Here is a 25,661-nt window from a genome sequence, read left to right as displayed (position 1 = left end):
TGAACCGGCTTTGCAATCAGAGCTTTTCGGTCAGCTCCGGCACGGCCTTGAACAGGTCGGCGACGAGGCCGATGTCGGCGACCTGAAAGATCGGGGCATCCTCGTCCTTGTTGATGGCGATGATGGTCTTCGAATCCTTCATCCCCGCAAGGTGCTGGATCGCGCCCGAGATGCCGATCGCGATATAGACTTCGGGAGCGACGATCTTGCCGGTCTGGCCGACCTGGTAGTCGTTGGGGACATAGCCCGCATCGACCGCCGCGCGGCTCGCACCGATCCCGGCGCCGAGCTTGTCGGCGAGCGGGGTGATGACCTGCTCGAAGGTCTCCGCGTCCTTGAGGGCGCGGCCACCCGAGACGATCACCTTGGCGCTGGTCAGCTCGGGGCGGTCGCTCTCGGCGATTTCCTCGCTGACGAAGGTCGAGATGCCGGCATCGGTCGGGCCCGAGACCTCCTCGATCTCCGCCGAACCGCCTTCGGCCGCGGCCTTTTCGAAGGCCGTGCCGCGCACGGTGACGACCAGCTTGGCATCGGAGGATTCGACGGTGGCGATGGCATTGCCGGCGTAGATCGGACGGGTGAAGGTCTTGTCACCTTCGACCGAAAGGATGTCCGAGATCTGCATCACGTCGAGCAGCGCGGCGACGCGCGGCGCGACGTTCTTGCCGGTGGTGGTGGCCGGCGCGACGAAGGCGTCGTGATGGCCCATCAAATCGGCCACCAGCGGTGCGATGTTTTCCGCCAGCGCGTGTTCGTAGGCCGCGTCGTCGGCGAGGTGGACCTTGCCCACGCCCGCGATCTTGGCGGCTTCCTCGGCCACCGCGCGGCAGCCTGCGCCGGCGACCAGCAGGTGGACTTCACCGAGCTTGCCCGCAGCGGTGACCGCGGCCAGCGTCGCATCGGCGAGGCTCTTGTTGTCGTGTTCGACCCAAACGAGGGTTTTCATAGCTGTCTTCCTTCTCGTTCAGTGTTGCTCAGGCGATGCCGAGGGCTTTGATCTTGGCGACCAGAGCGTCGACGTCCTCGACCTTCTCGCCGGCCTGGCGGACCGGCGGCTCGGCAACCTTGAGAGTCTTGAGGCGCGGCGCGGTATCGACGCCGAAATCGGCCGGGGCCTTGGTGTCGAGCGGCTTCTTCTTCGCCTTCATGATGTTGGGCAGCGAAGCGTAGCGCGGCTCGTTGAGGCGCAGGTCGGTGGTGACGATGGCGGGCATGGTCAGCTTGACCGTCTGCAGGCCGCCGTCGACTTCGCGCTTCACCGTGACGCTGTCGCCCTCGACCTCGACCGTGTTGGCGAAGGTGCCCTGCGGGCGGCCCATCAGCGCGGCGAGCATCTGGCCGGTCTGGTTCGAATCGTCGTCGATCGCCTGCTTGCCGAGCAGGATCAGCCCGGGCTGTTCTTCCTCGGCGATCGCCTTGAGGATCTTGGCGACGGCCAGCGGTTCGACCTCGTCGTCGGTCTCGACCAGGATCGCGCGGTCGGCGCCCATGGCCAGTGCGGTGCGCAGCGTTTCCTGTGCCTTTGCCGGGCCGATGCTGACGGCCACGATCTCTTCGGCCTTGCCGGCCTCCTTGATGCGGATGGCTTCCTCGACGGCGATCTCGTCGAAGGGGTTCATGCTCATCTTGACGTTGGCGAGGTCCACGCCCGAGCCGTCGGCCTTGACCCGCGGCTTGACGTTGTAGTCGATCACCCGCTTCACGGGGACGAGGATTTTCATGCGATACCTTCCTCTCGGCTTGAAACTGTGGCGACCGCCTAGCTTGCGTTTACGTAAACGTCAAGCTGGCGGCCGGAGCGGTTCTTGACCCTTGCCCCGTCCCTCGCGCGGGGCGCGGGGCAGGTCAAGCGGTGTCGGAACCTGTCTTTACTATGCTCGGCGCGAGGCATAGTTTCAGGCGCGGAGACGGGAGGTGTCCGATGCGCGTCTGGCCCATGTTCGCAACTGCGGCGGCAATGCTCGCAATGCCCCTGTCGGCGCAGGAAACCCGCACCGCTCCGGCGGATCACACGTCACCTCCCGCGACGCTCGAAGAGATGGGCTGGCTGGTCGGCCAGTGGCGCGGCGAGGGGATCGGCGGTGCACCTGCCTACGAGAGCTGGCTCCCGCCGTCGGGCAACACGATGGTCGGCACCTTCGTGCAGCAGGCCGACGACACGGCGATCCGGTTCACCGAACACATGTATCTGATCGAGGATGACGGCACGCTGGTGCTGCGCCTCAAGCACTTCAACGCCGACCTGACGGGGTGGGAGGAGAAGGACGACATGCTCGCCTTCCATCTCATCGAGGTAGAGGATTGCGCCGCCTATTTCCGCGCGCTCACCCTGCGCTGCGACGGCGAGAACGGCCTGCTGGCCGCCGTGCGCATGACGCGCGAGGGCGAGCCGGCTGGCGAGCTGGTGTTCCGGTTCACGCGGATGGAGTGATCGGCGAAGGCGGCGCTCAGGCCGCCTTCTTGACCTCGGCCACGATCTTCTTCGCCGCATCGCCGAGATCGTCGGCGCTGACGATGGCGAGACCCGAATTGTCGAGGATGGCCTTGCCCTCTTCGACATTGGTGCCTTCGAGGCGGACGACCAGCGGCACCGAGAGGTTCACGTCCTTCGCCGCCTGGACGATGCCGTTGGCGATGACGTCGCACTTCATGATGCCGCCGAAGATGTTGACGAGGATGCCCTCGACCGCCGGGTCCTTGAGGATGATCTTGAACGCCGCGGTGACCTTCTCGGTCGTCGCGCCGCCGCCCACGTCGAGGAAGTTCGCCGGGAAGGCGCCGTTCAGCTTGATGATGTCCATCGTCGCCATGGCGAGGCCGGCACCGTTGACCATGCAGCCGATATTGCCGTCGAGCTTGATGTAGGCGAGGTCGTATTCGCTCGCCTCGACTTCGGCCGGGTCTTCCTCGGTCACGTCGCGCAGCGCTTCGACATCCTTGTGGCGGAACAGCGCATTGCCGTCGAAGCTCATCTTGGTGTCGAGCACCAGCAGATTGCCGTCCTCGGTTTCGACCAGCGGGTTGATCTCGAGCATTTCGCAGTCGAGGTCCATGAAGGCGGTGTAGAGCTGCTTGGCCAGTTTCTGCGCCTGCTTGTTGAGGTCGCCGGTCAGCTTGAGTGCGAAGGCCACCGCGCGGCCGTGGTGCGGCATGAAGCCCTGCGCCGGGTCGATCGTGATGGTGGTGATCTTCTCAGGCGTCGAATGCGCGACTTCCTCGATGTCCATCCCGCCTTCGGTCGACACGATCATGGCGACGCGACCGGTGGCGCGGTCGACAAGCATCGAAAGGTAGTATTCCTCGGCGATGTCGACGCCGTCGGTGACATAGAGGCGGTTGACCTGCTTGCCGGCATCGCCGGTCTGCACGGTCACCAGCGTGTTGCCGAGCATTTCCTTGGCATTGGCTTCGACGTCCTCGATGCTCTTCGACAGGCGGACGCCGCCCTTGGCATCGGGGCCGAGTTCCTTGAACTTGCCCTTGCCGCGGCCGCCGGCATGGATCTGGGCCTTCACGACATAGAGCGGCCCGGGCAGCTGCTTGGCGCCTGCGACCGCCTCTTCGACGGTCAGAGCGGCATGGCCCGCGGGGATGCCGATGCCGTATTTCGCGAGCAGTTCCTTGGCCTGGTATTCGTGAATGTTCATGTCGAAGCTTCGTCCTTCGCGTGATGCGCGTGGGGGAATAAGAGTCGCGAGCGCCATAAGCATGTCTGGGCGCGCTTGAAAAGGCCCGCATTCGGGTGCAGGGCGCGGGCCATTCTCCATGATCGACAGCCAGCGCCTCGAATCCATCGTCTCCGAAGCCGGGAGGATCGCCTACGACCTGTGGCCGGGGGCGGGCAACGACCTGAACGCATGGGAAAAAAGGCCCGGCGATCCGGTGTGCGAGGCGGACCTGGCGGTCGATGCCTTCCTCAAGCGCGAGCTCGGCGCGCTGCTGCCTGCAGCGGGCTGGCTGTCGGAGGAAACCGCCGACGATCCCGCGCGGCTCGACCACGATCTCATCTGGCTCGTCGACCCGGTCGACGGCACGCGCGATTTCATCCGTGGGCGCAGCGGCTGGGCGGTCTCGGTCGCGCTCATCAGCGGCGGACGCCCGCTGATCGGCGCGCTCTGCGCCCCCGCGCGCGGCGAGAACTGGACCGCGGTGGCAGGCCAGGGCGCCTGGCGCAACGGCGAGCGGCTGCGGGCTTCGGCCCGGGGCGAGCTGGTCGGCGCGCGCGTCCCCGCACATGCGCTGCCCAAGGTCGATACCGACCTGGTCGCGGTCGACCAGCCCAACTCGATCGCGCTGCGTATCGCCATGGTCGCGGCCGACGAGGCCGATCTGGTGGCGACGGTGCGCTGGGGCTTCGAATGGGACATCGCCGCCGCGGGCATGATCGCGCGCGAGGCGGGCGCAGCGGTGAGCGACGCCTATGGCCGCAAGCTCGATTACAACAAGCGCGACCCGCGCGCCTTCGGTGTGCTCGTCAGCGCCCCCGCGATCCATGGCGCCGCGGTCGAGCGGTTGGCGCAGCGGCTAACCCGGGACTGAAACGAAAAGGGGGCCGGCCCGCAGGCCGACCCCAAGTCTTTGCGATCGTCCCGAAGGGATCGTTGCTCAGTTGCCCTGGGCCTGCGCGGCCTGGACGTCCTGTTCGTCGAAGGGGATGATCTTGATTTCGACGCGGCGGTTGAGCGGCTCGTTGACATTGTCTCCGGTCGCCACCTTGAGGCGCGTTTCGCCGAAGCCCATCCAGCGGATGCGCGACGAGCTGACGCCCTGCGAGATCAGGTAGTTCGCCACCGCCTGCGCGCGCTGTTCGGACAGGCGCTGGTTCGATTCGGCGGAACCGGTGGTGTCGGTGTGGCCATAGACGTCGACGAGGCTGTTGGGATATTCGCGCAGGCTCGCGGCGACGCGGTCGAGCAGGTCGCGGAAGCCCGGCGAGATGGTGTAGCTGCCGGTGGCGAAGGTCACACCGTCGGGCAGGTTGACGAGGATCGCGTCGCCGCCGTCGACTTCGCTGACGTCGACGCCCGAACCGGCGGTCTGCTCCTTCAGCTCCTTGATCTGCTGATCCATCTTGTAGCCGACCACGCCGCCGGCGACGCCGCCCGCGGCTGCGCCGATGATGCGTCCGGTCTTGCCGCCGATGACGCCGCCGAGCAGGCCGCCCGCGATCGCGCCGCCGGCGGTGCCGAGCACGGTGCGCGAGACCTTCTTCTCGCCGGTATTGGGGTCGGTAACGCAGGCCGAGACGGTCATCAGCGAGACGGCGGCCAGGCTGGCGGTAAGGATGCGCGACTTCTTCATCTAATCTTCCTCCTCTGAGGGGGCAGGCGCCCACGCGGGATCGCTGCCGGGCAATTTGGGGCGGGACGCGCCCACCCGCGTCACAAGGCTTCAAACATTCCAATCCGCTGCCTGTTCCGGCGCGGCGGCAGATAAGTCGTACGATGACGCTGGCAGCGCGGGGCTTTTGTGCTAGCCACGCGCGGGTGACCCCATTTCCCTGGACCGACCTCGTCATCATCGCCGGGCTGATCGTCCTCAACGGCGTTTTCGCCATGAGTGAGCTGGCCATCGTTTCGGCGCGGACCGCGCGCCTGCGCGCCGCGGCGCATCAGGGCAATGGCGGGGCGAGGATCGCGCTTGCGCTCGCCGCCGAGCCGGGCAAGTTCCTCTCCACCGTGCAGATCGGCATCACGCTGATCGGGATCATCGCGGGTGCCTATTCGGGCGCCAGCCTCGGCGGACCGGTGGGCGAGCGGCTCGAATTGCTCGGTTTCCCCGCCGGTTGGGCCCCCGAAGCGGGCTTCGCCACGGTGATCGTCATCACCACCTATCTCAGCCTGGTGGTGGGCGAGCTGGTGCCCAAGCAGGTCGCGCTGCGCGCCGCCGCACCGATCGCCATCGTCATGGCGCGCCCGATGGCACTGCTGGCCAAGGTAGCCGCGCCGCTGGTGTGGCTGCTCGACGTCTCTTCGGGCCTGCTCATCCGCCTGCTCGGCGTGCGTCCGGCGGGGCAGAGCGCGGTGACCGCCGAGGAACTGCACATGCTCTTCGCCGAGGCAACCCGTTCGGGCGTGATCGAGCACGAACAGCACCAGATGCTCCAGGGCGTGGTGCGGCTGGCGCAGCGCCCGGTACGTGAGCTGATGACCCCGCGGACCGAGGTCGACTGGGTCGACGTGGGTGCCGATGCAGAAGCGATCCGGGCGGTGCTCGACGAGAGCCCGCATTCGCTGCTGCCGGTGGCCGAGGGCTCGCCCGACCGCGTGCTCGGCGTCGTCAAGGTGCGCGAGATCCTCACCCGCCTCGTCGCCGGCGAGCCGGTCGACCTCGCTGCGCTGATGGTCAAACCCGAGGTGGTGCCCGACCAGCTCGACGCGGTCGACGCGCTGCGCGTGCTGCAACAGGCCGAGGTCGCCATGGCGATGGTGCATGACGAATACGGCCATCTCGACGGGATCATCACCCCGGTCGACCTGCTGACGGCATTGGTGGGCGATTTCGCCAGCGACCAGGACGCGGGCGACGGTCCCGGCGTGGTCGAGCGCGAGGACGGCAGCCTGCTGGTCGCGGGCTCGCTCTCGGCCGATGTCCTCGCCGACCGGCTGGGGATCGAATATGGCGAGGATCGCGAATTCGGCACCGCGGCGGGCTACGCGCTCCACGTGCTCAAGCGCCTGCCGGGCGAAGGCGACCATTTCACCGACCAGGGCTGGCGCTTCGAAGTCGTCGACATGGACGGCCGCCGGATCGACAAGCTGCTGGTGAGCGCGGAGAAACCCGCGCTGAATCCCGAAGAGTAGGGGGATTCTTGTGTTTCGCACCGACCTCCGTCGGTGCGTCCTCGCTAGACGTGCAGCAAGCTGCACCCGCTGCGGGCGGGCGGTCGCCCTTGCCGGCCCTCCGCCGGGCCGGAACTAGCGCCTAGCCAGCAATCTGGTGGAAGTCTCCGAGCCGATAGGCGAGGCAAGGCCGGAAGCGTAGTCGAAGACGCAGCTGACCGAAGGTCACCTGCACGGCCGCCCGCAGCGACGCGCCCGGAGGGCGTGTGAGCGAGGAAAGCCTAAGGCCGCGGACGCGGCCGCCGGCGCTTGAGGCTAAACAAAAATCCGGGCTTTAGCCCGGAATCACCGCGCTTGCCGTGGCGCCGTCGCCTTCGGGGGCGGCGATGATGTCGCGGGTCACGCTGCCCTTGGCGACCGTCGCGGTGTCGGGATCGCCGACCGCGCTGCGGATGCCCGGTTCGGCACTGCCGGCGCGTTCGAGCAGGCTGGTCTCGACGCTGCTGCGCGGCTGCGGGCCGCCGAACAGCGCTTCGAGCGTCTGCGTCGCGGCGCTGCCTTCGGCCGGGCGCGGGGCGCCGGGCTGCGGCGGCACGAGGTTGAAATCGGGCGGGACCACCAGCGGCGCCTGACGCTGCACGGCAAATTCGTCGGGCCGATCGCGGTTGAACAACCCGCCGCTGCCACAGGCGGCGGTCATGGCGCCGAGGCCGGCGATCAGGGCGAAACGGGCGAATTTGGTCATCACTTGCTCTCCGCGGCCTCGGCCGCCTTGCTGTTCATGAGGCCATCGACCTCTGCCATGTCCTTGTCGCGCATGAAGAAGGCCCGTGCAAGGACGATGACGACGCCGATGGTGATAGCCGCATCGGCGAGGTTGAAAATGAGGAAGGGGCGGAAATCCCCGAAATGCAGGTCCGCGAAATCGACCACATAGCCGAGATCGTAGCGGTCCTTGATATTGCCCAGCGCGCCGCCGAGGATCAGCGACAGCGCGAGGATGTCGGCCAGCAGCTTCTCGCGCATCATCCACACGGTCACCACCAGCGCGATGATCCCGGTGACGAGCACCAGCCCCCAGCGCATCTCGGGGCTGCTCGCCTCGAACATGCCGAGCGAGACGCCGAAATTGCGGGTGAAGCGCAGGTCGAAGATGGGCAGCAGCTCCATCGCATCGCCGATGCGGTCGATGCCGAGCGCCTTGGTGACGTAATCCTTGCTCCACTGGTCGGCGGCGAAGATGCCGAGCGCGGCAAGGCAGCCGATCAGGCGGTTGCGCAGGACCGGGCTCATGCCGCTTCATCCATCTGGGCGACGACGTCTTCGCAGCGATCGCACAGGTCGCCGTCCTCCGCCACGCTGGGCAGCAGGCGCCAGCAGCGCCCGCACTTGCTTTCCGATGTCCGCGTGACCGTCACCGCATCGCTATCGCCGCGCGTCACTGACGCGGTGATGAACAGCTCGGCGAGATCGGCATCGGAAAAGCCTTCGGGCACCGCAGCGGCGGGCACGACGATATCGGCCTCGAGGCCGGAGCGGATCACCTTCTCGCGGCGCAGCGGCTCGATCGCCTCCATCACCTCCTCGCGCAGCTTGCGCAGCGCATCCCAGCGCGCGCCATCGGCGCTTACACCGGGGACCTTGGGCCATTCGAGCAGATGGACGCTGCCGCCATCGGGATAGCGCGTGGTCCACACCTCCTCGGCGGTGAAGACCAGCACCGGCGCGGCATAGCGCACCAGCGCGTGGAACAGGATGTCGAGCACGGTGCGATAGGCGTTGCGCTTCACGCTCTCGGGCCCGTCGCAATAGAGCACGTCCTTGCGGATATCGAAGTAGAAGGCCGACAGGTCCTCGTTGCAGAAATCGACCAGCAGGCGGGTGTAGGCGGTGAAGTCGTAATCATCGACCGCCTGCCGCAGCTTGCCGTCGAGATCGGCAAGCAGGGCGAGAACGTAGAGCTCAAGCTCGGGCACTTCGCCGACATCGCCCATGTCGCCGACGAAGCCATCGAGCGCGCCGAGCAGGTAGCGGAAGGTGTTCCTCAGCTTGCGATACTGGTCGCCCGTGCCCTTGAGGATCTCGTCGCCGATGCGGTGGTCCTCGGTCGAATCGACGCTCAGCGCCCACAGGCGGATGATGTCGGCGCCGTACTGCTCCATGACCTTGAGCGGATCGACCGTGTTGCCGAGGCTCTTCGACATCTTGCGCCCGTCGCTCGCCATGGTGAAACCATGCGTCAGGATCTGGTCGTAGGGTGCGCGGCCGCGCGTGGCGCAGCTTTCGAGCAGCGAGGACTGGAACCAGCCGCGATGCTGGTCGCTGCCTTCGAGATAGAGATCGGCGGGCCAGCGCATTTCGGGCCAGCGCCCGCTTTCGAGCACGAAGGCGTGGGTGCAGCCCGAATCGAACCAGACGTCGAGGATGTCGGTGACCATCTCGTAATCGTCGGGATTATGGTCGGCGCCGAGGAACTCCGCCTTGCGCGCCTCGTCCCAGGCATCGACGCCCTCTTCGCGCACCGCGGCGATCACGCGCGCATTGACCTCGGCGTCCTGCAGATATTCGCCGGTGCCGTTCTTCACGAACAGCGTGATCGGCACGCCCCAGGCGCGCTGGCGGGAAAGCACCCAGTCGGGGCGGCCCTCGACCATCGAACCGATGCGGTTGCGGCCCTTTTCGGGGATGAAGCGCGTATCGGCGATGGCCTGCAGGGCGCGCTCGCGCAGCGTGCCGCCACCGGCCAGTTCCCGGTCCATCGGCACGAACCATTGCGGCGTGCAGCGATAGATGACCTTGGCCTTCGACCGCCAGCTATGCGGGTAGGAATGCTGGTAGTCGTCGCTGGCCGAGAGCAGGGCGCCCGCCTCGCGCAAATCCGAACAGATCGGGCCGTCGGGTGCGTTGAACTGCTTGTTGATCACCGCGCGGCGGCGATCGTCCTCGCCGCCGAGCCATTCCCAGTCGTCGCGATAACGCCCGTCGCCCAGGACCGCGAAGACCGGCTCGAGCCCGTTGGCGCGGCACAGCAGGAAATCGTCCTCGCCGTGGTCGGGCGACATGTGGACGAGGCCGGCCCCGCTGTCGGTGGTGACGAAATCGCCCGGCAGGAAGGGGCGCGGCCTGGCGTAAAACCCGCCAAGATGGTGCATCGGGTGGCGGGCGACAGTGCCGGCGAGGTCGGAGCCTTTTCCGGTCCAACGCTTCACAAGCACGAGTCCTACGCCCCTCTGCCCGTCGCGAGCGATTTGCCTCTCATAACGAGTCTTGAAATCATCCAGCAGCGCCGAAGCTATCAGGAATTTCCGGCCCGCTAGCTTGGCGCACAATTCGTCAGGGTAGGGAGGATGGGGCTCGTTGACCGATGACCAAGCCGTGTGGACTATGGAGTCTAGCTCCAGAAGAACATACTCAATCTCCGGCCCGTAAGCCAAAGCCTGGTTCACTGGGATCGTCCAAGGCGTCGTCGTCCAGATCACTGCATGCGCGCCGACCAGTTCCGGTATCGGGCTTTCCGTGATCTCGAAGGCCACGTCGATCTGGGTCGAGGTGATGTCCTCGTATTCGACCTCGGCCTCGGCCAGCGCGGTCTCCTCGACCGGGCTCCACATCACCGGCTTCGAGCCGCGATAGAGATTGCCCGCCTCGGCGAACTTCATCAGCTCGGCGACGATGGTCGCCTCGCTGTCGAACTGCATGGTGAGATAGGGATTGTCCCAGTCGGCCATGATGCCGAGGCGCTTGAGCTGCTCGCGCTGCACGTCGACCCAGTGCTGCGCATAGGCGCGGCATTCGGCGCGGAATTCCTTCGCCGGGACCTGGTTCTTGTCCTGCTTCTTTTTGCGATACTGCTCCTCGACCTTCCATTCGATCGGCAGGCCGTGGCAGTCCCAGCCGGGCACATAGGGCGCGTCCTTGCCGAGCAGGTTCTGCGTGCGGCAGACCATGTCCTTGAGCGTATGGTTGAGCGCGTGGCCGATGTGCATGTCGCCATTGGCGTAGGGCGGGCCGTCGTGGAAGATGAACTTCGCGCGGCCTTCGCGGCTCTTGCGCAGCTGTTCGTAGAGCTTCTCGTCCTGCCAGCGCGCGGCAATCTCCGGCTCCTTCTGCGGGAGGCCGGCCTTCATGGGGAAATCGGTCTTGGGCAGGAAGACCGTGTCTCTGTAATCGCGCTTCTCGGACATAGGTGGTGGCCGTTAGGCGAAAGACGCCGCGTAGGAAAGAGTTTCGCTGAGACGGAGCGCAGCCATTCCCTATTCCGTCACCCCGGCCTCCGAGCCGGGGCAGGGCTCACTTTGGCCAGCACCGCAGTAGGAAGCACCACCCCGGGTCAAGCCCGGGGCGACGCGTAGGTTTGGTTGGGAGCCGATTGGGCCGGGCGCGACGGCTCAGCCGAGCAGGCGCCGCGCCTCGTCGCAATCCTTCTCCATCTGCGCGATCAGCCCGTCGAGCGAATCGAACTTCGCCTCGCCGCGCAGGAAGTGGTGGAAGGATACCTCGATCTCCTGGCCGTAGAGATCGCTCGAAAAGTCGAAGAAATAGGGTTCGAGCAATTCCTTGGGCGGGTCGAATTGCGGTCGCACGCCGATATTGGCGGCGCCCTTCAGCTCCTGCCCGGTGGCAAGGATGCGCCCGGTGACCGCGTAGATCCCGTACTTCGGACGCAGGTAATGCTCGACCGGCAGGTTCGCGGTTGGATAGCCGATTTCGCGCCCGCGCTTGTCGCCGTGCTGGACCACGCCGCGGATCGCGAAGGGGCGGGTGAGCAGCCGCGCCGCCTCCTGCGGGTCGCCTGCGCGCAGCGCATCGCGCACGCGACTGGAGGATACCGGTTCGCCATGGTCCATCACCGGGGGCACCGCGCGCGCTGCGATCCCGACCTCCTTGCCGAGTTCCACCAGTCTCCCGAAATTGCCGCCGCGCGCCTTGCCGAAGGTGAAGTCCTCGCCCGTCACCACCCCGGCGACGCCGAGATGCTCGCCGAGCAGCTTGCGGACGAAATCCTCCGCCGTGGTGCCCGCCAGCTCGCTGTCGAAATGGAACACCAGCATCGCGGTCGCCCCGGCGGCGAGGTAGAGTTCCTGCCGCTGTTCGAGCGTGGTCAGCCGGAAGGGCGGGGCATCGGGCTTGAAATGGCGCACCGGGTGCGGGTCGAAGGTCGCGATGATCGCTGGGCGTCCCTCTTCGCGGGCCCAGCGGATCGCCTCGCCGGCCACCGCCTGGTGGCCGAGGTGGAAGCCGTCGAAATTGCCCAGCGCGATCACCGCACCGCGCAGCGATTCGGGCAGCGGCTCGCGATGGTCGAGGAACCTCATGGGACAGGAGGCTGATCGACAGCCATGCGGAGAGGCTTGAGGTCTTCGCGGAGTACCCGCAAGGCGTTGCGACCCATCGCAGCGCGAACTTCGTCGGGCGTGAAGCCCTCGTCGAGCAGCGCCTGCGTCACTTGAACCAATTGTGCGGTGTCGAAACGCACCGTTGTCGCCCCGTCGAAGTCGCTGCCGAGCGCGACATGCTCGATCCCGACGAGGTCGCGGATATGCTTCATCGCCCTTGCCGCAGCGCGCGGCGAAGTGTTGCAGATTGCTGCGTCCCAATAGCCGATGCCGATCACCCCGCCGGTCTTCGCGACCCCGCGAATCTCTTCGTCGGTGAGGTTGCGATTGACCTTGCAAGTCGCCTGCACTCCGCCGTGGCTCGACACCACCGGGCGCCGCGCCATGGCGAGGATGTCGGCGACGCATTGGTGGCTGCAATGGGCGATATCGACGACCATCCCGAGCTCCTCCATCCGCCGCACTGCCGCCCGGCCCTTCTCTGTTAACCCACCCTTATGCAACCCATGCATGGAGCCCGCGAGATCGTTGTCGAAAAAATGGGTGAGGCCCGCCATGCGAAACCCTGCGCCTCGCAATGTGTCGAGGTTAGCCAGGTCGCCTTCAAGATTCTGGAGGCCTTCGATACTAAGAAGCGCGCCGATGGGCTTGGGCTTTTTCTCCGAGCGAGCAAGTTTGAGCGCATCGAGGTCACGCACATAGCCGATCTTTATCAGGTCGCCGCCTGACCCTACGACTGCCCGGCCCAGCTTCTGCGCATGCCACAGAGAGCGTTCGAGCAGGCTGTTCCAGGTCCGCACCGGCTGGAGCTGCGCCACCGCCAGCATGGTGATGTTGTCGCTGTCGGCGCCGTTGGCGTCGTAATTCTGCCCCTTGGGGGTCTTGGTCACGCTCGAGAAGACCTGCAGCGCGACATTGCCCTCGCGCAGCCGCGGCAGGTCCATGTGCCCGCGATCCGCGCGATCGAGCAGGTCGCGCTTCCACAGCAGCGTGTCCGAATGCAAATCGACGATGGCGAGCGTTTCGTGAAGCGCCTTCGCTTCGTCGGAGACCTCGATCAGCGGCTTGCCGTCGATTGTGTTCATGCCCCGCTCGACGATACCGGGCGCGAGCAGGAAGAAGCCTGCAAGCGCGAGGAGGATCACGCCGAGCGCGCCGAGGATCAGCTTGCGCGTCACGACGCGCGTTCCAGCGTCACGAAGCTGTAAGCCGGGCGCCCGTCCTCGGCCGCGAAGTCCTCGCGGGCGATGGCCTCCCAATCGGGTCCGAGCGGGGGCATGAAGGTATCGCCGTCGAAATCGGCATGGATTTCGGTCAGCTCGATCCGGTCGGCATGCTCCATGAACACGTCGTAGATCGCCGCGCCGCCGATGACCGCGACTTCACCGTCGCCCGCCATCGCGAGCGCCTCCTCGACTGAGCGGGCGACTTCGGCACCGGTCGAATCCCAGCGTTCCTTGCGCGTGAGCACGATATGGCGCCGCCCTGGGAGCAGGCCCGGCAGGCTCTCGAAGGTCTTGCGACCCATGATCATCGGCAGGCCTTGATTTTTCTGGCCCATGGTCAGCGCCTTGAAGCGCCTGAGGTCGGCGGGCAGGTGCCACGGCAGTGCGCCGTCCCTGCCGATGCAACCATTGGCCGCACGGGCGAAGATGAGAAACAAGCTCACCGCTTCAGCCGCGTCACATGGCCCATCTTGCGTCCCTCGCGCACCTTGGCCTTGCCGTAATCGTGGAGATGCGTGTCGGGCGCCGTCAGATGCCGCTGGGCGCGCGTGATGTCCTTGCCGATGATATTGGTCATGGTGACCGTCTTCGCGACCGTCGCCGTATCGCCCAGTGGCAGCCCTGCGACCGCGCGGATGTGGTTCTCGAACTGGCTGGTGACCGCGCCCTCGATGGTCCAGTGGCCCGAATTGTGCACCCGCGGCGCCATCTCGTTGAAGATCGGCCCTTCGCGCGTGGCGAAGAACTCGAGCGTCAGCACGCCGACATATTTGAGCGCATCCGCGACCTGCCGCGCCAGCTCGCGCGCTTCGCCCACCTGCGCCTCGATCGGCTCGCCCGCGGGGAGCGATGAGGTGGCGAGGATGCCGTCCTCATGCGTGTTGCGGGGCGAATCCCAGAAACGGATCTCGCCGTCCTGCCCGCGCACGAGGATGACCGAGAATTCGGCCTCGAACTCGACGAAGCCTTCGTAAACCAGCGGCATGTCGGGCAGGTGCAGGCCCTGCGCCTCGCGGTCCGAACCGATCCGCCACTGGCCCTTGCCGTCGTATCCGTCGCGCCGGGTCTTGAGGATGCCGGGCGCGCCCAGCCGATCGACCGCCGCCTCGAGATCGGCACGTGAGTCCACACGCGCATAGGCCGCGGGCCTGCCGCCGAGCCCTTCGACGAAGCGCTTCTCGTTGAGCCGGTCCTGCGCGGTCTCGAGCGCGCGCGGGTGCGGGAAGATGCGGCCCTCGGGCATGGCGCCGGCGGTGGCAACGGGGACGTTCTCGAACTCCCAGGTGACCACGTCGCATTGCGCTGCGAAGGCGGCGAGCGCGGCGGTGTCGTCCCATTTGTTGGCGAACAGATCGTCGCTGGCCTGGCCGGCGACATTGTCGCCCTCGGGCGCATAGGCGATGCAGCGATAGCCGAGCTGCGCGGCGCTCATCGCCATCATCCGGCCGAGCTGGCCGGCACCGAGAATGCCGATCGTGCCGCCGCGCTTCAGCATCAGTCGACCGGGCGCTCGGTCACCGCCGCGCTGCGGGCGGCGCGCCAGTCCTGCAGCCGCTGCGAGAGTGCGGGGTCGTGATTGGCGAGGATCGCCGCGGCGAGCAGGCCGGCATTGGTCGCGCCGGCCTTGCCGATCGCCAGCGTGCCGACCGGCACGCCGGCGGGCATCTGGACGATCGAGAGCAGGCTGTCCTGCCCCGAAAGCGCATTCGACTGCACCGGCACGCCGAGCACAGGCACATGCGTGAGCGCTGCGATCATGCCCGGCAGATGGGCGGCGCCGCCGGCGCCCGCGATGATGACCTCGATACCCGCGTCGGCCGCGCCCTTCGCGAAATCGTACATCCGCTCGGGCGTGCGATGCGCGGAGACGATGCGGACATCGGTCGCAAGGCCGAGCTCGTCGAGCACCTCTGCGGCGCAGGTCATGGTCGGCCAGTCCGACTGGCTGCCCATGACGATGGCGACCTTCGCTGTTCCCTCCGCCCCCATCTTACGCATCCTTCAGATAATAGCGTTCGCCCGAGACCGTCGCGCCGTCGAAATCGTAGACGATTGGCTGGCCGGTGGGGATCTCGAGCCCGGTGATGTCCTCGTTGGAGATATTCGAGAGGTGCTTGACCAGCGCGCGCAGGCTGTTGCCATGGGCCGAGATGATGACGTTCTCGCCCTTGGCGAGCTGCGGCAGGATCGCCTCCTCCCAATAGGGCAGCACGCGCTCGATGGTGAGCTTGAGGCTTTCGGTGCGCGGCACGTCGATCCCGGCATAGCGCGGGTCGTCCGAGAGATCGAACTCGCTGCCCCTTTCAAGTTCGGGCGGGGGGACATCGAAGCTGCGGCGCCAGATATGCACCTGCTCGTCGCCGTGTTTCTCGCGCGTCTGCTGCTTGTCGAGCCCCGTCAGCCCGCCGTAATGGCGCTCGTTGAGGTGCCAGTCGCGGGTGACCGGGATCCACAGCCGGTCGCAGGCCTCGAGCGCGATGTTGAGCGTCTTGATCGCCCGCTTCTGGACGCTGGTGAAGGCGACCGTGGGCAGCACGCCCTTGGCCTTCATCAGCTCGCCTGCGGCGCGCGCTTCCTCCTCGCCCTTTTCGGTAAGGTCGACGTCCCACCAGCCGGTGAAACGGTTGGCGAGGTTCCACTCGCTCTGGCCGTGGCGGACGAGGATAAGCTTGCTCATTTTCTCTCCCGATTTCCGTGCCAGCCCGCTCCCCCTCCCGGCCACCCACGGCACGGTATTCTATGGGTGGCCGGGAGGGGGAGCGGGCCGGAACAGCACCTCGCAATAGCGAGAAAGCAGTGAGCACCGCGCGTTAGCGGCCCTCGGACGGCTTGGAAACCCCGTCGTCGCCCGATTCGCGCAATTCGCGTGCCTGCCCCTTGCGGCGCCTCAGGTTCTCGCGAAGTTTCGCGGCGAGGCGGTCCTCGCGGCTCGATTTGTCGTTTCGGCTATCCATTGCGCAAGCTTTCGCGAATTTTGCGCTTCGGCTCAAGCGAAGGTTGACTTCTTCGTCACGTCTGCCAATAGCGCGCGCCTCCACCCCCGCAACGGTTTCTGCGGGCGACATGTGCTGCTGTAGCTCAGTGGTAGAGCGCACCCTTGGTAAGGGTGAGGCCGGGAGTTCAATCCTCCCCAGCAGCACCATTTTTCAAAAATGGTTTCCTCGGTTTGCACACCGACCTCCGTCGGTGCGTCCTCGGTGCTGTTTCGACGCCTCGCGTCGAGCACCTGCGGGCGGGCGGTCGCCCTTGCCGGGCCTCCACCGGCCCGGTTCTCTTGCGACATCGGGCGTCTGCCAAAACTCCCGAGCCGAAGGCGAGGCAAGGCCGACCGGCGGCCCGCAGCGGGTGCAGCTTGCTGCACGTCTAGCGAGGACAAACCCGCGGAGGCGGGTTCGCGAACAAGAAAACTCCCTCACCACGCGCGCCGAGCTACGTACTGCGCTCTGCCTTATCTCGCGCATTCGTCCCCTTGATCATCGCGCGCATCGCTTCCCACTGCTCGTCGCCCATGTCCTTGAGCGCGGCGTAGAAATTGCCGCCATGCGCCTGATAGCCACCGCCATCGATGGCGATCGTCTGGCCGTTGAGCCATTCGGCGCCCGGCCCCATCAGGAAGACCGCGAGATTGGCGAGCTCGTGCATCTCGCCGTGGCGTCCCATCGGATTCATCTCGTCGTGCGAATTGCCGCCGCGCCCGGCGGGCGACAGGCGCGCGCTCATGCCGTCGGTGGGGAAGAGCCCGGGAGCGATCGCGTTGAAGCGCAGGCCGTAGCGCCCCCATTCGACCGCGAGGCTCTGCGTCATCGCGTTGAGCCCGGCCTTGCTCATCGCGCTGGGCACCACGAAGGGGCCGCCATTCCACACCCATGTGGTCAGGATCGACAGGAAGCTCGCCTTGCGCCCCTCGGCGATCAGCCGCTTGCCGACCTCGAGCGTTACATAGAAGCTGCCGCGAAAGACGATGTCGCTGATGGCGTTGAAGCCGCCCACCGAGAGGTCTTCGGTCCGGCTGATGAAATTGCCCGCGGCATTGTTGACCACGCCGGTGAGCGGACCGTGTTCCCAGATCGCCTCGACCATCGCATGAATCGCTTCCGGGTCGCGGATGTCGCAGGCATGGCCGACGACCGTCCCGCCGTGGCGGCCCATCAATTCCTGCGCGGTCTCGTCGAGCTTGCCCTGGCGTCGACCGCAGATATGGACCTCGGCGCCGAGCCTGACGAAGGCCTCGGCCATTTCGCGGCCCAGCCCGGTGCCGCCGCCGGTAACCAGAATGCGCTCACCCTCAAGCAGGCGATCGCGGAACATCAGCTTCGAAATATCCATCCCTTTTCCTCCCATGTTCGGCATAGCGCCGGGAGGAAGGGAAACCCAATTGAATCGCCGAGCCGTATTGCCTAACTAAGACGCCATGAACCATGCCGACCAGCTGATCGCTCTCGACCCTGCCTATAAATCGATGGTGAGGCTGCAGATGTCGATCGTCGCGGTGGCGCTGCTCGTCGCGGCGACGATTGCCGAGGTGGCCATTTCCGGCTGGACCGGCGCGGTGTGGATTCCCGCGCTGCTGGTCATCGCCTACGCGCTGATTCGGGTACCGCTGCGGCGCTACAATGCCCGCGGTTATTCGCTCGAGCAGGAGCGGCTGCGCGTGGTGCGCGGCGTGATCTTCCGCGCCGATACCGTCGTTCCCTTCGGACGTGTCCAGCATATCGACGTGGGACAGGGACCGCTCGAGCGCGCCTATGGCCTCGCCACGCTGACCGTCCATACCGCCGGAACACACAATGCCTCGGTCTCGCTGCCCGGTCTGCGCCATGAGGAAGCGACCGCCATGCGCGAGCGGATTCGCGCTGCGATCAGGCGGGATACGCGGTGAGCGAAACGCTCGACACCGCTCCGCGCCGGACCGATCCGCGCACCTTCGTCGTGCGCGCGATGTCGCTGCTGTCGCAACTTGTGTTCCCGATCCTGCTCGGCGGCTTCGCCATTCTTGACGAGGGCGATTTCGACGATGTCGTCACCTATTTCGTGCCGCTCGTCCTCGCGGTGGTCGGGGCGAACATCCTGTTCGCCTATCTGCGCTGGCGCCGCCTGACCTATACCGTCGGCGAGGCAGATATCCGCGTCGAGAGCGGCGTTCTGTCGCGCTCCGCGCGCTCGGTGCCCTACGAACGCATCCAGGATGTGAGCCTCGAACAGAAGCCCATCCCGCGCCTGTTCGGCCTGGTCGAAGTCAAGTTCGAGACCGGTGCGGGCGGCGGCGACGACATCGCGCTCACCTATCTTCCCGCGAGCGAGGGCGAGCGCCTGCGAGAACTGGTACGCAGCCTGCGCGAGGAAGGTGCGGTCGCACAGGTGGGAGGGGACAACTTGGCCCCGGCGGAGCAGGCGCAGGTACTCTTCGCCATGTCCCCGAAACGGGTGGTCACTTTCGGCCTGTTCGAATTCTCACTGGCCATCGTCGCGGTTCTTGGCGGTCTCGCGCAGCAGTTCGATGTCCTCCTACCGTTCGAAATCTGGGACTGGCGCGCGTGGCGCGAACAGCTCGCCGGTCCGGGCCAGTGGCTCGCCGGGCTTGGTTCCCTCGCGCAGGCCATAGGCATCATGGTCGCTTTCGGCTCGCTCCTGCTCGTCGGGGTGGCGACCGGCGTAACACGCACAGCGCTGCGCGAATGGGGATTCCGGCTCGAGCGCAGCGACAAGGGCCTCCGTCGCCGTCGCGGGCTGCTCACCCGCACCGATCTCGTCATGCCGGTTCACCGAGTTCAGGCGCTGCGCATCGGAACCGGTCTCGTGCGGCGGCTGTTCGGATGGCATTCGCTCAAGCTGGTCAGCCTCGCCAGCGACAGCGGCTCGGCCAATCACGAAGCCGTGCCCTTCGCGCAGATGGAGGAGATCGCCCCGGTCGTGGCGGAAACGGGCTTCACCCTGCCGGGCGACGGCATCGAATGGCACCGCGCGATGCCCGCCTACCGCATCGACGGCTTCCTGCTTGGCCTCGCCGCGATGAGCGCGATTGCGATCGGCGCTGCGCTCTTGGGGCGGGCCGATCTCGCCCTCCTTCTCCCGCTACTGGGCGGGCTGTGGTTCGGGACGCACGAATATTTGCGCTGGCGCTGGGATCTGCACGCCATCGGGCCGAGCCAGCTTTATGTACGACACGGCTGGTTCGCGCCGAGCCTGGCGATCGCGGCGCGCGAGAAGCTGCAATCAGTCGAGATCGTCCGCAATCCGCTGGCGCGCCTGCGCGGCTATGCCGATGTGCATTTCGGCCTCGCCGGGGGGCGCTTGCGGATGCGCGGGGTGGCGCTCGCCGATGCATGGCGGATACGCGAGGCCGTGCTCGAAAGCATGGCCGAGCAGGACTTTTCGGACGTGATCGAGAGCCGCGCGGTCCGCGACTAGGCGCGCAAGTCCGCCCAGTCGGGGTGCCGGGCGAATTGCGCCGCGACGTAGGAACAGCTGGGGATGATCTTGAAGCCTTCGCTTCGAGCGTCGCGGATGAGTGCCTCGACCAGCTGCCCGGCAACTCCCTTGCCACGCGTCGCTTCGGAAACGTGCGTGTGTTCGGCGTCGCGGGCCCCGTTGCGCAGAGTCCAAGTTAGCCGTCCGACAGGCGCATCCTTGCCAAAACTTGCCACATATTCGCCGTGCGTGACCCTGTTTCGACGTTCGATTACAATTTCGTCCGCGCTCATGGTCGAATGTTTCCTTTCTGGGCAAGCAACGCATCGGTGTTTATGGCGTTCCAATGCAATTCCTGTCCGACAATGCCGCCGCCGTCCACCCCGCCGTCTGGGAGGCCCTCAAGGCGGCCGACGCACCCGATTCCCCCTATGATGGGGATGCGCTGAGCCTTGCGCTCGACGAGCGCTTTTCCACGGTTTTCGAGCGCCCCTGCACGGCGCTGTGGGTGGCGACGGGCACCGCGGCCAACTGCCTTGCACTGGCGAGCATGGTTCCGCCGCATGGCGGCGTCGTGTGCCATGAGGAAGCGCATATCGAGGTCGACGAGGGCGGCGCGCCGGGCTTCTACCTGCACGGAGCCAAGCTGATGTTGGCGCGGGGCGAGCGCGCCAAGCTGACCCCTGCCGCGATCCGTGCGGTGATCGATCCGATCCGCGACGACGTGCACCAGGTCCAGGCGCATGCGATTTCGATCACCCAGGCGAGCGAATATGGTTGCAGCTATCGCCCTAGCGAGATCGCCGAGATTGCCGGGCTGGCGAGCGACCGCGGACTGCGACTGCATGTCGATGGCGCGCGCTTCGCCAACGCCGTCGCCTACCTCGGCTGTGCTCCCGGCGAAGCTGCAGGCCCTGCCGATGCGCTGAGTTTCGGGTGCATCAAGAACGGGGCGATGAACGCGGAAGCGATCGTGTTCTTCGACCCTGCACTGGCCGAGGTCGCACGTTACCGCCGCAAGCGCGCCGGGCACTTGCAATCGAAGGGGCGTTTCCTCGCCGCCCAGCTGCATGCCATGCTTGCCGACGATCTGTGGCTCGCCAACGCCCGGCACGCGAATGGCGCGGCGCAGGAGATTGCTGCCGCCTGCGGCGAGCGCCTGATGCATCCGGTGGAAGCGAACGAGCTCTTCGTGCGCTGCAGCGCATCCGAACGCGAAACGCTGCGCGGGCGCGGGTTCGGCTTTTACGACTGGGGCGACGGTGCGGCGCGCTTCGTCACCGCATGGAACACGCGGGAAGACGACGCGCGCTCGCTCGCCCAGGCGATCGCCGACCTATGAGCCCCTCGACCGAGGCGGAAAGCCTCTTCACCCCGCGCAATTTCGCCGCCTTCCTGCTTGTCAGCCTGATCTGGGGCGGGACCTGGCTGGTCATCCGCGACCAGATCGCCAGCGTCCCGGCCAACTGGTCGATCGCCTACCGTTTCGTAGTGGCGGCGGCCGGCATGTTTGCGCTGGCCGCACTGAGGCGCGAGCCATTGATGCTCACCAGAGGCGGACTGCGCTGGGCGCTGCTGCTCGGACTGTTCCAGTTCACGCTCAACTTCGCCTTCGTCTATCAGGCCGAGGCGCACATCACCTCGGGCCTTGTCGCGGTGATGTTCGCGCTGCTGGTCGTGCCCAACGCCGTGCTGGGGCGCATCCTCCTGCGCCAGCCGATCACAGGTGCCTTCGTCCTCGGATCGGGAATCGCTGCGGTCGGTGTGTCGCTGCTGTTCGCGCATGAATGGCGCTCCTCGCCCGCCACGCTCGCCGAGGTCCTGTTGGGGGCTGGCCTCGCGCTGTGCGGCATTCTTTCGGCCAGCGCTGCCAACATCACGCAGGCGATGGACGGAGCCAAGCGGCAGCCCTTCCTCGCGCTGCTCGCCTGGTCGATGGTCGTCGGCGTGATCATCAACGCGGGCCTCGCGCTGGCCACCGCAGGTCCGCCGCAATTCGATGCGCGCCCTTCCTACACGCTCGGCATCCTGTACCTCGGGCTGGCCGGATCGGTCGTCACCTTTCCGCTCTACTACGGCCTCGTGCGCAAGGTCGGCGCGGGACAGGCGGCCTACAGCTCGGTGATCGTGCCGGTGGTCGCCATGGCCTTGTCGACGTTGTTCGAAGGCTTCGTATGGGGTCCATTGCCGGCCGCGGGGGCGGTGATCACGCTGGTGGGCATGGTGGTCGCGATGCGCGGCCGCGCGAATGCTCCGCCGCGACGCGCTACGCCCGAGCCCTGATCGCGGCGAGGCCCTCGCGATAGGTCGGATAGCGCGGTTCCCAACCCAGAAGGCGCCGGGCCTTGCCGTTCGCCACCTTCCGGTTCTCCGCATAGAAGCCGCGCGCCATGGGCGACAGATTGGCGTCGTCGAGCGTCACGAGCGGGGGCGGCTCTTGCTCGAGCAGGCGGCAGGTCTCCTCGATGACCGAATTCTGGCTGCTGGGCAGATCGTCGGCGAGATTGTAGGCTCCTGCGGGTGCATCGCCTGCCATCGCGGCCAAAACGCCGGATACGATATCGTCCACATGTACCCGGCTGAACACCTGCCCCGGCAGGTCGATACGGTGTGCCTTGCCCTGTGCCACCCGTTCGAAAGCGCTACGCCCCGGGCCATAGATACCTGGCAGGCGAAACACGCGCGCGCCGGCCTCGAGCCAGCGCGAATCGCATGTCGTGCGAGCGCTCCGCCTGCCACCGCCGGTCGGTGCCGATTCGTCGACCCAGGCACCCAGCGCGTCACCGTAGACTCCGGTGGAGGACAGATAGCCGAGCCATTTTCCGTCCAGCACAGTGCCGTAGCGATCGAGCACCGGGTCGCTTTCGTCAGCGGGCGGGACCGAACTCAGCACATGGCTGGCGCTCGCCAGCGCGGCGGTGATGGTATCGCTATCGGCGAAATCGAGATTGCCCGCACTGCCGGTCGCATCGACCTGCCAGCCACGCTCGCGCATGGCGTTCGCAATGCGCGTGGCGGTGTAGCCGAGCCCGAAGATCAGCAGGCGGCTCATGCGTTCAAGCGCCGGAGCGCGCGCACGGTGCTGCGGCGGTCATGTCGGGCATTGCTCTCCTTCCTTCGCCGTTCGCTGCTGAGGCAGGCTGGCAAATCTGTCAATCGGTGCGCAGCGACGGTTCGCAGAGTGAACACTTGGCCTCGACGGACGTTGGAGAGAATGACAGAGCAGCATCGAACCACGACTGACAGGAACTCCATGGACATCGCGCGCAACCCCGCCACTCCCGACGGCAATCCCGAAATGGCCGATGCGGCCGTCGAGCCCAAGGCGCCGCCCGAAATCCGGCGCGAGGACTACACGCCGTTTCCCTGGCTGCTGCCGGCAATCCGGATCGACTTCGAACTGGGGCTGGAGAAAACGCGCGTCGTGGCGACCCTGGATGTCCGGCGCAATCCGGCGGGCGAGCCTTCGCCGGCGATCCGCCTCAATGGTGACGGTATCGAACTCGTATCGCTGAAATGCGACGGCACCGACTGCGCAGACCGGATGATGGACGGCGACGATCTCGTGGTCACGCTCGAAGGCGACAAACATACGCTCGAGATCGTCACCGAAATCGACCCGAGCGCCAATTCGCAGCTGATGGGGCTCTATGCCTCGAACGGCATGCTCTGCACCCAGTGCGAGGCCGAGGGCTTCCGCCGGATCACCTTCTTCCCCGACCGGCCAGACGTGCTCAGCACCTATACGGTCCGGATGAGCGGACCAAAGGCGCAGTTCCCGGTGCTGCTGTGCAACGGGAACCGGACGGACACCGGCGAGGAGGGCGATAGCCACTGGGCCGAATGGCACGATCCCTGGCCCAAGCCGTCCTATCTTTTCGCGCTGGTCGCAGGCGATCTGGTGGCGCGGAGCGACAGCTTTACCACCATGAGCGGGCGCAAGGTCGAGCTCAACGTCTGGGTCCGCGACGGCGATCTCGACCGGACCGAACACGCCATGGAGAGCCTCAAGCGCTCGATGAAATGGGACGAAGAGGTCTTCGGCCGCGAATACGATCTCGACCTGTTCAACATCGTCGCGGTTTCCGATTTCAACATGGGGGCGATGGAGAACAAGGGCCTCAACATCTTCAACACCAAATACATCCTCGCCGACCCCGAGACCGCCACCGACGGCGATTACGATGGGATCGAGGGCGTCATCGGCCACGAGTATTTCCACAATTGGTCGGGCAATCGGATCACCTGTCGCGACTGGTTCCAGCTGAGCCTCAAGGAGGGCTTCACTGTGCTGCGCGACCAGCTGTTCAGCGCCGACATGGGCAGCGCGCCGGTCAAGCGGATCGAGGATGTGCGCGTGCTGCGCGGCGTACAGTTTCCCGAGGATTCGGGCCCGTTGGCGCATCCGATCCGTCCCGATTCGTACCGCGAGATCAGCAATTTCTACACCGCGACGGTCTACAACAAGGGCGCCGAGGTGATCCGCATGATGCGCACCATGGCGGGCGAGGAAGCCTTCCGCAAAGGCACCGACCTCTATTTCGAACGCCACGACGGCGAGGCGGCGACCTGCGAGGATTTCGTCACATCGATCGAAGAGGGGGCGGGGCTCGACCTCACCCGCTTCCGTCGCTGGTATTCGCAGGCTGGGACGCCCAAGGTCGGCGTGGCGCTCGACCATGACGGCGATGTCGCGCGGCTCAGGCTCACGCAGAATGTGCCCCCGACTCCCGGCCAGCCCGACAAGCAGCCCATGCCGATCCCGCTCAAGCTCGCGCTCTTCGACCGCGCGACTGGCACGCACAGGGGCGAAGAGTTGGTGGTGTTCGACGAGGACAGCGCCGAATTCACCTTCGAGGGCTTCGCCGAAAAGCCGGTCCTGTCGATCAACCGGACCTTTTCCGCGCCGGTCTCGATCGAGCGCGACGTGGTGCGCGAAGACCTCGTCTTCCTCGCCGCGCGCGACGACGATCCCTTTGCCCGCTACGAAGCGATGCAGGATCTCATGACCGGCTATCTCGTCGCTGCCGTATCGGGCGATCTTGGCGACAACGAACGCGAGGCCGCCCGGGCCGATATCGCGCAAGCCATGCAGTCGGTGATCGAGGACGATGCGCTCGACGATCTGATGCGAGGCGAGCTGATGTCGATGCCCAGCCAGGCCTATCTCGCCGAGCAGATGCTGATTGCCGACCCGGGGCGCATCCATGCTGAACGCGAGGCGCTGAAGGCGGATCTCGGTGCACGGCTCGCTCCGCAATTCCACGCGCTCTACGACCGCGCCGAGAAGGTCGCTTTTTCGCTCGATGCCGAGGCCAAGGGCGCGCGCAAGGTCAAGACGCTGCTGGTGGCCTATGCCGCTGCGAGCGATCCACAGAAGGCCGCCGAACTGGCGGCTTATCAGTACGATCGCGCCGACAACATGACCGACCGGCAGGGAGCGCTGATGGTCCTCGCCGGGCTCGACAGCGTAGCGCGCACGGGTCGCCTGCTCGATTTCTACGAGCGCTACCGCGACAACGCGCTGGTGGTCGACAAGTGGTTCTCGCTTCAGGCGGCTTCGCTCCATCCGCAGGTGGTCGACCATGTGAAGGCGCTGCGCGAACATCCCGACTTCACGCTCAGGAATCCCAACCGCGTCCGCGCGCTCTATATGGCCTTTGCGGCCAATCCGGCGGCCTTCCATGCCGCCGATGGCGAAGGCTACCGGATGGTCGCCGACCTCATCCTCGAGCTCGATCCGATCAACGCGCAGACGGCGGCGCGGTTCGTCCCGCCGCTCGGCCGCTGGCGGCGGATCGAGGCGGGACGATCGGCGCTGATGCACCAGGCGCTCGAACGGATCGCCGCGGCGCCCAACCTCTCGCGCGACACCTTCGAACAGGTCACCCGTTCGCTGGGCTAGGGGA

General features: G+C 66.4%; 25 protein-coding genes and 1 tRNA gene. 9 read left to right on the top strand and 17 right to left on the bottom strand.

The features are described from left to right. Positions 1-16: 16 nt before the first annotated feature. Entirely contained in the window at positions 17-946 is a 930-nt protein-coding gene (locus K3181_RS06990; RefSeq protein ID WP_221602169.1) for an electron transfer flavoprotein subunit alpha/FixB family protein, read from the bottom strand. Between the two features lie 28 nt (positions 947-974). Beyond that, positions 975-1,721 carry an electron transfer flavoprotein subunit beta/FixA family protein gene (locus K3181_RS06985; protein ID WP_221602167.1) on the bottom strand — a complete coding sequence of 249 codons (747 nt, stop codon included), beginning with the start codon at positions 1,719-1,721 and terminating at the stop codon, positions 975-977. 200 nt (positions 1,722-1,921) lie between these two features. Between K3181_RS06985 and K3181_RS06980 the strand changes: the two genes are divergently transcribed. Further along, positions 1,922-2,431 carry a DUF6265 family protein gene (locus K3181_RS06980; protein WP_221602165.1) on the top strand — a complete coding sequence of 170 codons (510 nt, stop codon included), beginning with the start codon at positions 1,922-1,924 and terminating at the stop codon, positions 2,429-2,431. A 16-nt stretch (positions 2,432-2,447) separates the two neighbouring features. On the opposite strand, the gene sucC is transcribed toward K3181_RS06980, so the two are convergent. Beyond that, complete coding sequence (gene sucC, locus K3181_RS06975) at positions 2,448-3,647, bottom strand: ADP-forming succinate--CoA ligase subunit beta (protein WP_221602164.1); 1,200 nt, start codon at positions 3,645-3,647, stop codon at positions 2,448-2,450. 118 nt (positions 3,648-3,765) lie between these two features. Between sucC and K3181_RS06970 the strand changes: the two genes are divergently transcribed. After that, positions 3,766-4,539, top strand: coding sequence for a 3'(2'),5'-bisphosphate nucleotidase CysQ (locus K3181_RS06970; RefSeq protein WP_221602162.1), 774 nt, complete (start codon positions 3,766-3,768; stop codon positions 4,537-4,539). A gap of 66 nt (positions 4,540-4,605) precedes the next feature. Here the strand turns inward: K3181_RS06970 and K3181_RS06965 are convergent, their stop codons facing one another. Continuing rightward, on the bottom strand, positions 4,606-5,301 hold the full coding sequence (locus K3181_RS06965) for a YiaD family glycine zipper/OmpA-like lipoprotein (protein WP_221602160.1): 696 nt from the start codon (positions 5,299-5,301) through the stop codon (positions 4,606-4,608). Positions 5,302-5,486: 185 nt separating this feature from the next. Between K3181_RS06965 and K3181_RS06960 the strand changes: the two genes are divergently transcribed. After that, a complete protein-coding gene (locus K3181_RS06960) occupies positions 5,487-6,803 on the top strand; it encodes a hemolysin family protein (protein WP_221602158.1) in 1,317 nt (438 codons plus the stop codon). 313 nt (positions 6,804-7,116) lie between these two features. On the opposite strand, the gene K3181_RS06955 is transcribed toward K3181_RS06960, so the two are convergent. The 10 genes from K3181_RS06955 to K3181_RS06910 form a co-directional block, all read right to left on the bottom strand. Further along, positions 7,117-7,527 carry a DUF3035 domain-containing protein gene (locus tag K3181_RS06955; protein WP_221602156.1) on the bottom strand — a complete coding sequence of 137 codons (411 nt, stop codon included), beginning with the start codon at positions 7,525-7,527 and terminating at the stop codon, positions 7,117-7,119. Next, positions 7,527-8,075 (bottom strand): signal peptidase II, encoded by a 549-nt coding sequence (lspA, locus tag K3181_RS06950; protein ID WP_221602154.1) that lies wholly within the window; start codon positions 8,073-8,075, stop codon positions 7,527-7,529. Before lspA ends, K3181_RS06955 begins: the two co-directional genes overlap by 1 nt. Further along, on the bottom strand, positions 8,072-10,966 hold the full coding sequence (ileS, locus tag K3181_RS06945; RefSeq protein WP_221602152.1) for an isoleucine--tRNA ligase: 2,895 nt from the start codon (positions 10,964-10,966) through the stop codon (positions 8,072-8,074). The genes lspA and ileS overlap by 4 nt, the downstream gene beginning before the upstream one ends. 204 nt (positions 10,967-11,170) lie before the next feature. Then, a complete protein-coding gene (locus tag K3181_RS06940; protein WP_221602150.1) occupies positions 11,171-12,097 on the bottom strand; it encodes a bifunctional riboflavin kinase/FAD synthetase in 927 nt (308 codons plus the stop codon). Next, entirely contained in the window at positions 12,094-13,296 is a 1,203-nt protein-coding gene (locus K3181_RS06935) for a dipeptidase (protein ID WP_345725456.1), read from the bottom strand. The genes K3181_RS06940 and K3181_RS06935 overlap by 4 nt, the downstream gene beginning before the upstream one ends. Continuing rightward, positions 13,293-13,787 (bottom strand): dihydrofolate reductase, encoded by a 495-nt coding sequence (locus K3181_RS06930; protein WP_221602148.1) that lies wholly within the window; start codon positions 13,785-13,787, stop codon positions 13,293-13,295. Before K3181_RS06930 ends, K3181_RS06935 begins: the two co-directional genes overlap by 4 nt. After that, positions 13,784-14,839 carry a 5-(carboxyamino)imidazole ribonucleotide synthase gene (locus K3181_RS06925; protein WP_221602146.1) on the bottom strand — a complete coding sequence of 352 codons (1,056 nt, stop codon included), beginning with the start codon at positions 14,837-14,839 and terminating at the stop codon, positions 13,784-13,786. The genes K3181_RS06930 and K3181_RS06925 overlap by 4 nt, the downstream gene beginning before the upstream one ends. After that, positions 14,839-15,333, bottom strand: coding sequence for a 5-(carboxyamino)imidazole ribonucleotide mutase (purE, locus tag K3181_RS06920; RefSeq protein WP_247714888.1), 495 nt, complete (start codon positions 15,331-15,333; stop codon positions 14,839-14,841). The genes K3181_RS06925 and purE overlap by 1 nt, the downstream gene beginning before the upstream one ends. A gap of 1 nt (position 15,334) precedes the next feature. Further along, entirely contained in the window at positions 15,335-16,021 is a 687-nt protein-coding gene (gene gpmA, locus K3181_RS06915; RefSeq protein ID WP_221602144.1) for a 2,3-diphosphoglycerate-dependent phosphoglycerate mutase, read from the bottom strand. A gap of 133 nt (positions 16,022-16,154) precedes the next feature. Continuing rightward, a complete protein-coding gene (locus K3181_RS06910; RefSeq protein ID WP_221602142.1) occupies positions 16,155-16,298 on the bottom strand; it encodes a hypothetical protein in 144 nt (47 codons plus the stop codon). A 113-nt stretch (positions 16,299-16,411) separates the two neighbouring features. Here K3181_RS06910 and K3181_RS06905 point away from each other — a divergent pair. Continuing rightward, positions 16,412-16,486 (top strand) — tRNA-Thr (locus K3181_RS06905). Positions 16,487-16,773: 287 nt separating this feature from the next. Here K3181_RS06905 and K3181_RS06900 read toward each other — a convergent pair. Further along, complete coding sequence (locus K3181_RS06900) at positions 16,774-17,670, bottom strand: SDR family oxidoreductase (protein ID WP_221602140.1); 897 nt, start codon at positions 17,668-17,670, stop codon at positions 16,774-16,776. An 85-nt stretch (positions 17,671-17,755) separates the two neighbouring features. On the opposite strand from K3181_RS06900, the gene K3181_RS06895 reads away from it, so the two are divergent. Both K3181_RS06895 and K3181_RS06890 read left to right on the top strand, forming a co-directional pair. Further along, on the top strand, positions 17,756-18,223 hold the full coding sequence (locus tag K3181_RS06895; protein ID WP_221602138.1) for a PH domain-containing protein: 468 nt from the start codon (positions 17,756-17,758) through the stop codon (positions 18,221-18,223). After that, the gene (locus K3181_RS06890) at positions 18,220-19,752 is read left to right on the top strand and encodes a PH domain-containing protein (protein ID WP_345725455.1); all 1,533 of its coding nucleotides are present in this window, start codon (positions 18,220-18,222) and stop codon (positions 19,750-19,752) included. Before K3181_RS06895 ends, K3181_RS06890 begins: the two co-directional genes overlap by 4 nt. Here the strand turns inward: K3181_RS06890 and K3181_RS06885 are convergent. After that, entirely contained in the window at positions 19,749-20,045 is a 297-nt protein-coding gene (locus K3181_RS06885) for a GNAT family N-acetyltransferase (RefSeq protein ID WP_221602136.1), read from the bottom strand. The genes K3181_RS06890 and K3181_RS06885 overlap by 4 nt on opposite strands. Before the next feature lie 53 nt (positions 20,046-20,098). On the opposite strand from K3181_RS06885, the gene K3181_RS06880 reads away from it, so the two are divergent. Both K3181_RS06880 and K3181_RS06875 read left to right on the top strand, forming a co-directional pair. Further along, on the top strand, positions 20,099-21,094 hold the full coding sequence (locus K3181_RS06880; RefSeq protein ID WP_221602135.1) for a threonine aldolase family protein: 996 nt from the start codon (positions 20,099-20,101) through the stop codon (positions 21,092-21,094). Then, positions 21,091-22,035 carry a DMT family transporter gene (locus K3181_RS06875; RefSeq protein WP_221602133.1) on the top strand — a complete coding sequence of 315 codons (945 nt, stop codon included), beginning with the start codon at positions 21,091-21,093 and terminating at the stop codon, positions 22,033-22,035. Before K3181_RS06880 ends, K3181_RS06875 begins: the two co-directional genes overlap by 4 nt. Here the strand turns inward: K3181_RS06875 and K3181_RS06870 are convergent. Next, positions 22,019-22,804, bottom strand: coding sequence for a Rossmann-fold NAD(P)-binding domain-containing protein (locus tag K3181_RS06870; RefSeq protein ID WP_221602131.1), 786 nt, complete (start codon positions 22,802-22,804; stop codon positions 22,019-22,021). The genes K3181_RS06875 and K3181_RS06870 overlap by 17 nt on opposite strands. 201 nt (positions 22,805-23,005) lie before the next feature. On the opposite strand from K3181_RS06870, the gene pepN reads away from it, so the two are divergent. Continuing rightward, complete coding sequence (pepN, locus tag K3181_RS06865; RefSeq protein WP_221602122.1) at positions 23,006-25,657, top strand: aminopeptidase N; 2,652 nt, start codon at positions 23,006-23,008, stop codon at positions 25,655-25,657. Positions 25,658-25,661 lie beyond the last annotated feature (4 nt).

Source organism: Qipengyuania mesophila (genome assembly GCF_019711655.1).
Lineage (GTDB): Bacteria > Pseudomonadota > Alphaproteobacteria > Sphingomonadales > Sphingomonadaceae > Qipengyuania > Qipengyuania mesophila.
Note: the sequence above shows the minus strand (reverse complement) of the source record. Positions and strands in the feature narration are given on the sequence as shown.

Coding starts and splice junctions, on each gene's coding strand:
- K3181_RS06990 (WP_221602169.1), bottom strand. CDS start 946: ATGAAAACCCTCGTTTGGGTCGAACACGACAACAAGAGCCTCGCCGAT.
- K3181_RS06985 (WP_221602167.1), bottom strand. CDS start 1,721: ATGAAAATCCTCGTCCCCGTGAAGCGGGTGATCGACTACAACGTCAAG.
- K3181_RS06980 (WP_221602165.1), top strand. CDS start 1,922: ATGCGCGTCTGGCCCATGTTCGCAACTGCGGCGGCAATGCTCGCAATG.
- sucC (WP_221602164.1), bottom strand. CDS start 3,647: ATGAACATTCACGAATACCAGGCCAAGGAACTGCTCGCGAAATACGGC.
- K3181_RS06970 (WP_221602162.1), top strand. CDS start 3,766: ATGATCGACAGCCAGCGCCTCGAATCCATCGTCTCCGAAGCCGGGAGG.
- K3181_RS06965 (WP_221602160.1), bottom strand. CDS start 5,301: ATGAAGAAGTCGCGCATCCTTACCGCCAGCCTGGCCGCCGTCTCGCTG.
- K3181_RS06955 (WP_221602156.1), bottom strand. CDS start 7,527: ATGACCAAATTCGCCCGTTTCGCCCTGATCGCCGGCCTCGGCGCCATG.
- lspA (WP_221602154.1), bottom strand. CDS start 8,075: ATGAGCCCGGTCCTGCGCAACCGCCTGATCGGCTGCCTTGCCGCGCTC.
- ileS (WP_221602152.1), bottom strand. CDS start 10,966: ATGTCCGAGAAGCGCGATTACAGAGACACGGTCTTCCTGCCCAAGACC.
- K3181_RS06940 (WP_221602150.1), bottom strand. CDS start 12,097: ATGAGGTTCCTCGACCATCGCGAGCCGCTGCCCGAATCGCTGCGCGGT.
- K3181_RS06925 (WP_221602146.1), bottom strand. CDS start 14,839: ATGCTGAAGCGCGGCGGCACGATCGGCATTCTCGGTGCCGGCCAGCTC.
- purE (WP_247714888.1), bottom strand. CDS start 15,333: ATGGGGGCGGAGGGAACAGCGAAGGTCGCCATCGTCATGGGCAGCCAG.
- gpmA (WP_221602144.1), bottom strand. CDS start 16,021: ATGAGCAAGCTTATCCTCGTCCGCCACGGCCAGAGCGAGTGGAACCTC.
- K3181_RS06910 (WP_221602142.1), bottom strand. CDS start 16,298: ATGGATAGCCGAAACGACAAATCGAGCCGCGAGGACCGCCTCGCCGCG.
- K3181_RS06900 (WP_221602140.1), bottom strand. CDS start 17,670: ATGGATATTTCGAAGCTGATGTTCCGCGATCGCCTGCTTGAGGGTGAG.
- K3181_RS06895 (WP_221602138.1), top strand. CDS start 17,756: ATGAACCATGCCGACCAGCTGATCGCTCTCGACCCTGCCTATAAATCG.
- K3181_RS06885 (WP_221602136.1), bottom strand. CDS start 20,045: ATGAGCGCGGACGAAATTGTAATCGAACGTCGAAACAGGGTCACGCAC.
- K3181_RS06880 (WP_221602135.1), top strand. CDS start 20,099: ATGCAATTCCTGTCCGACAATGCCGCCGCCGTCCACCCCGCCGTCTGG.
- K3181_RS06875 (WP_221602133.1), top strand. CDS start 21,091: ATGAGCCCCTCGACCGAGGCGGAAAGCCTCTTCACCCCGCGCAATTTC.
- K3181_RS06870 (WP_221602131.1), bottom strand. CDS start 22,804: ATGAGCCGCCTGCTGATCTTCGGGCTCGGCTACACCGCCACGCGCATT.
- pepN (WP_221602122.1), top strand. CDS start 23,006: ATGGACATCGCGCGCAACCCCGCCACTCCCGACGGCAATCCCGAAATG.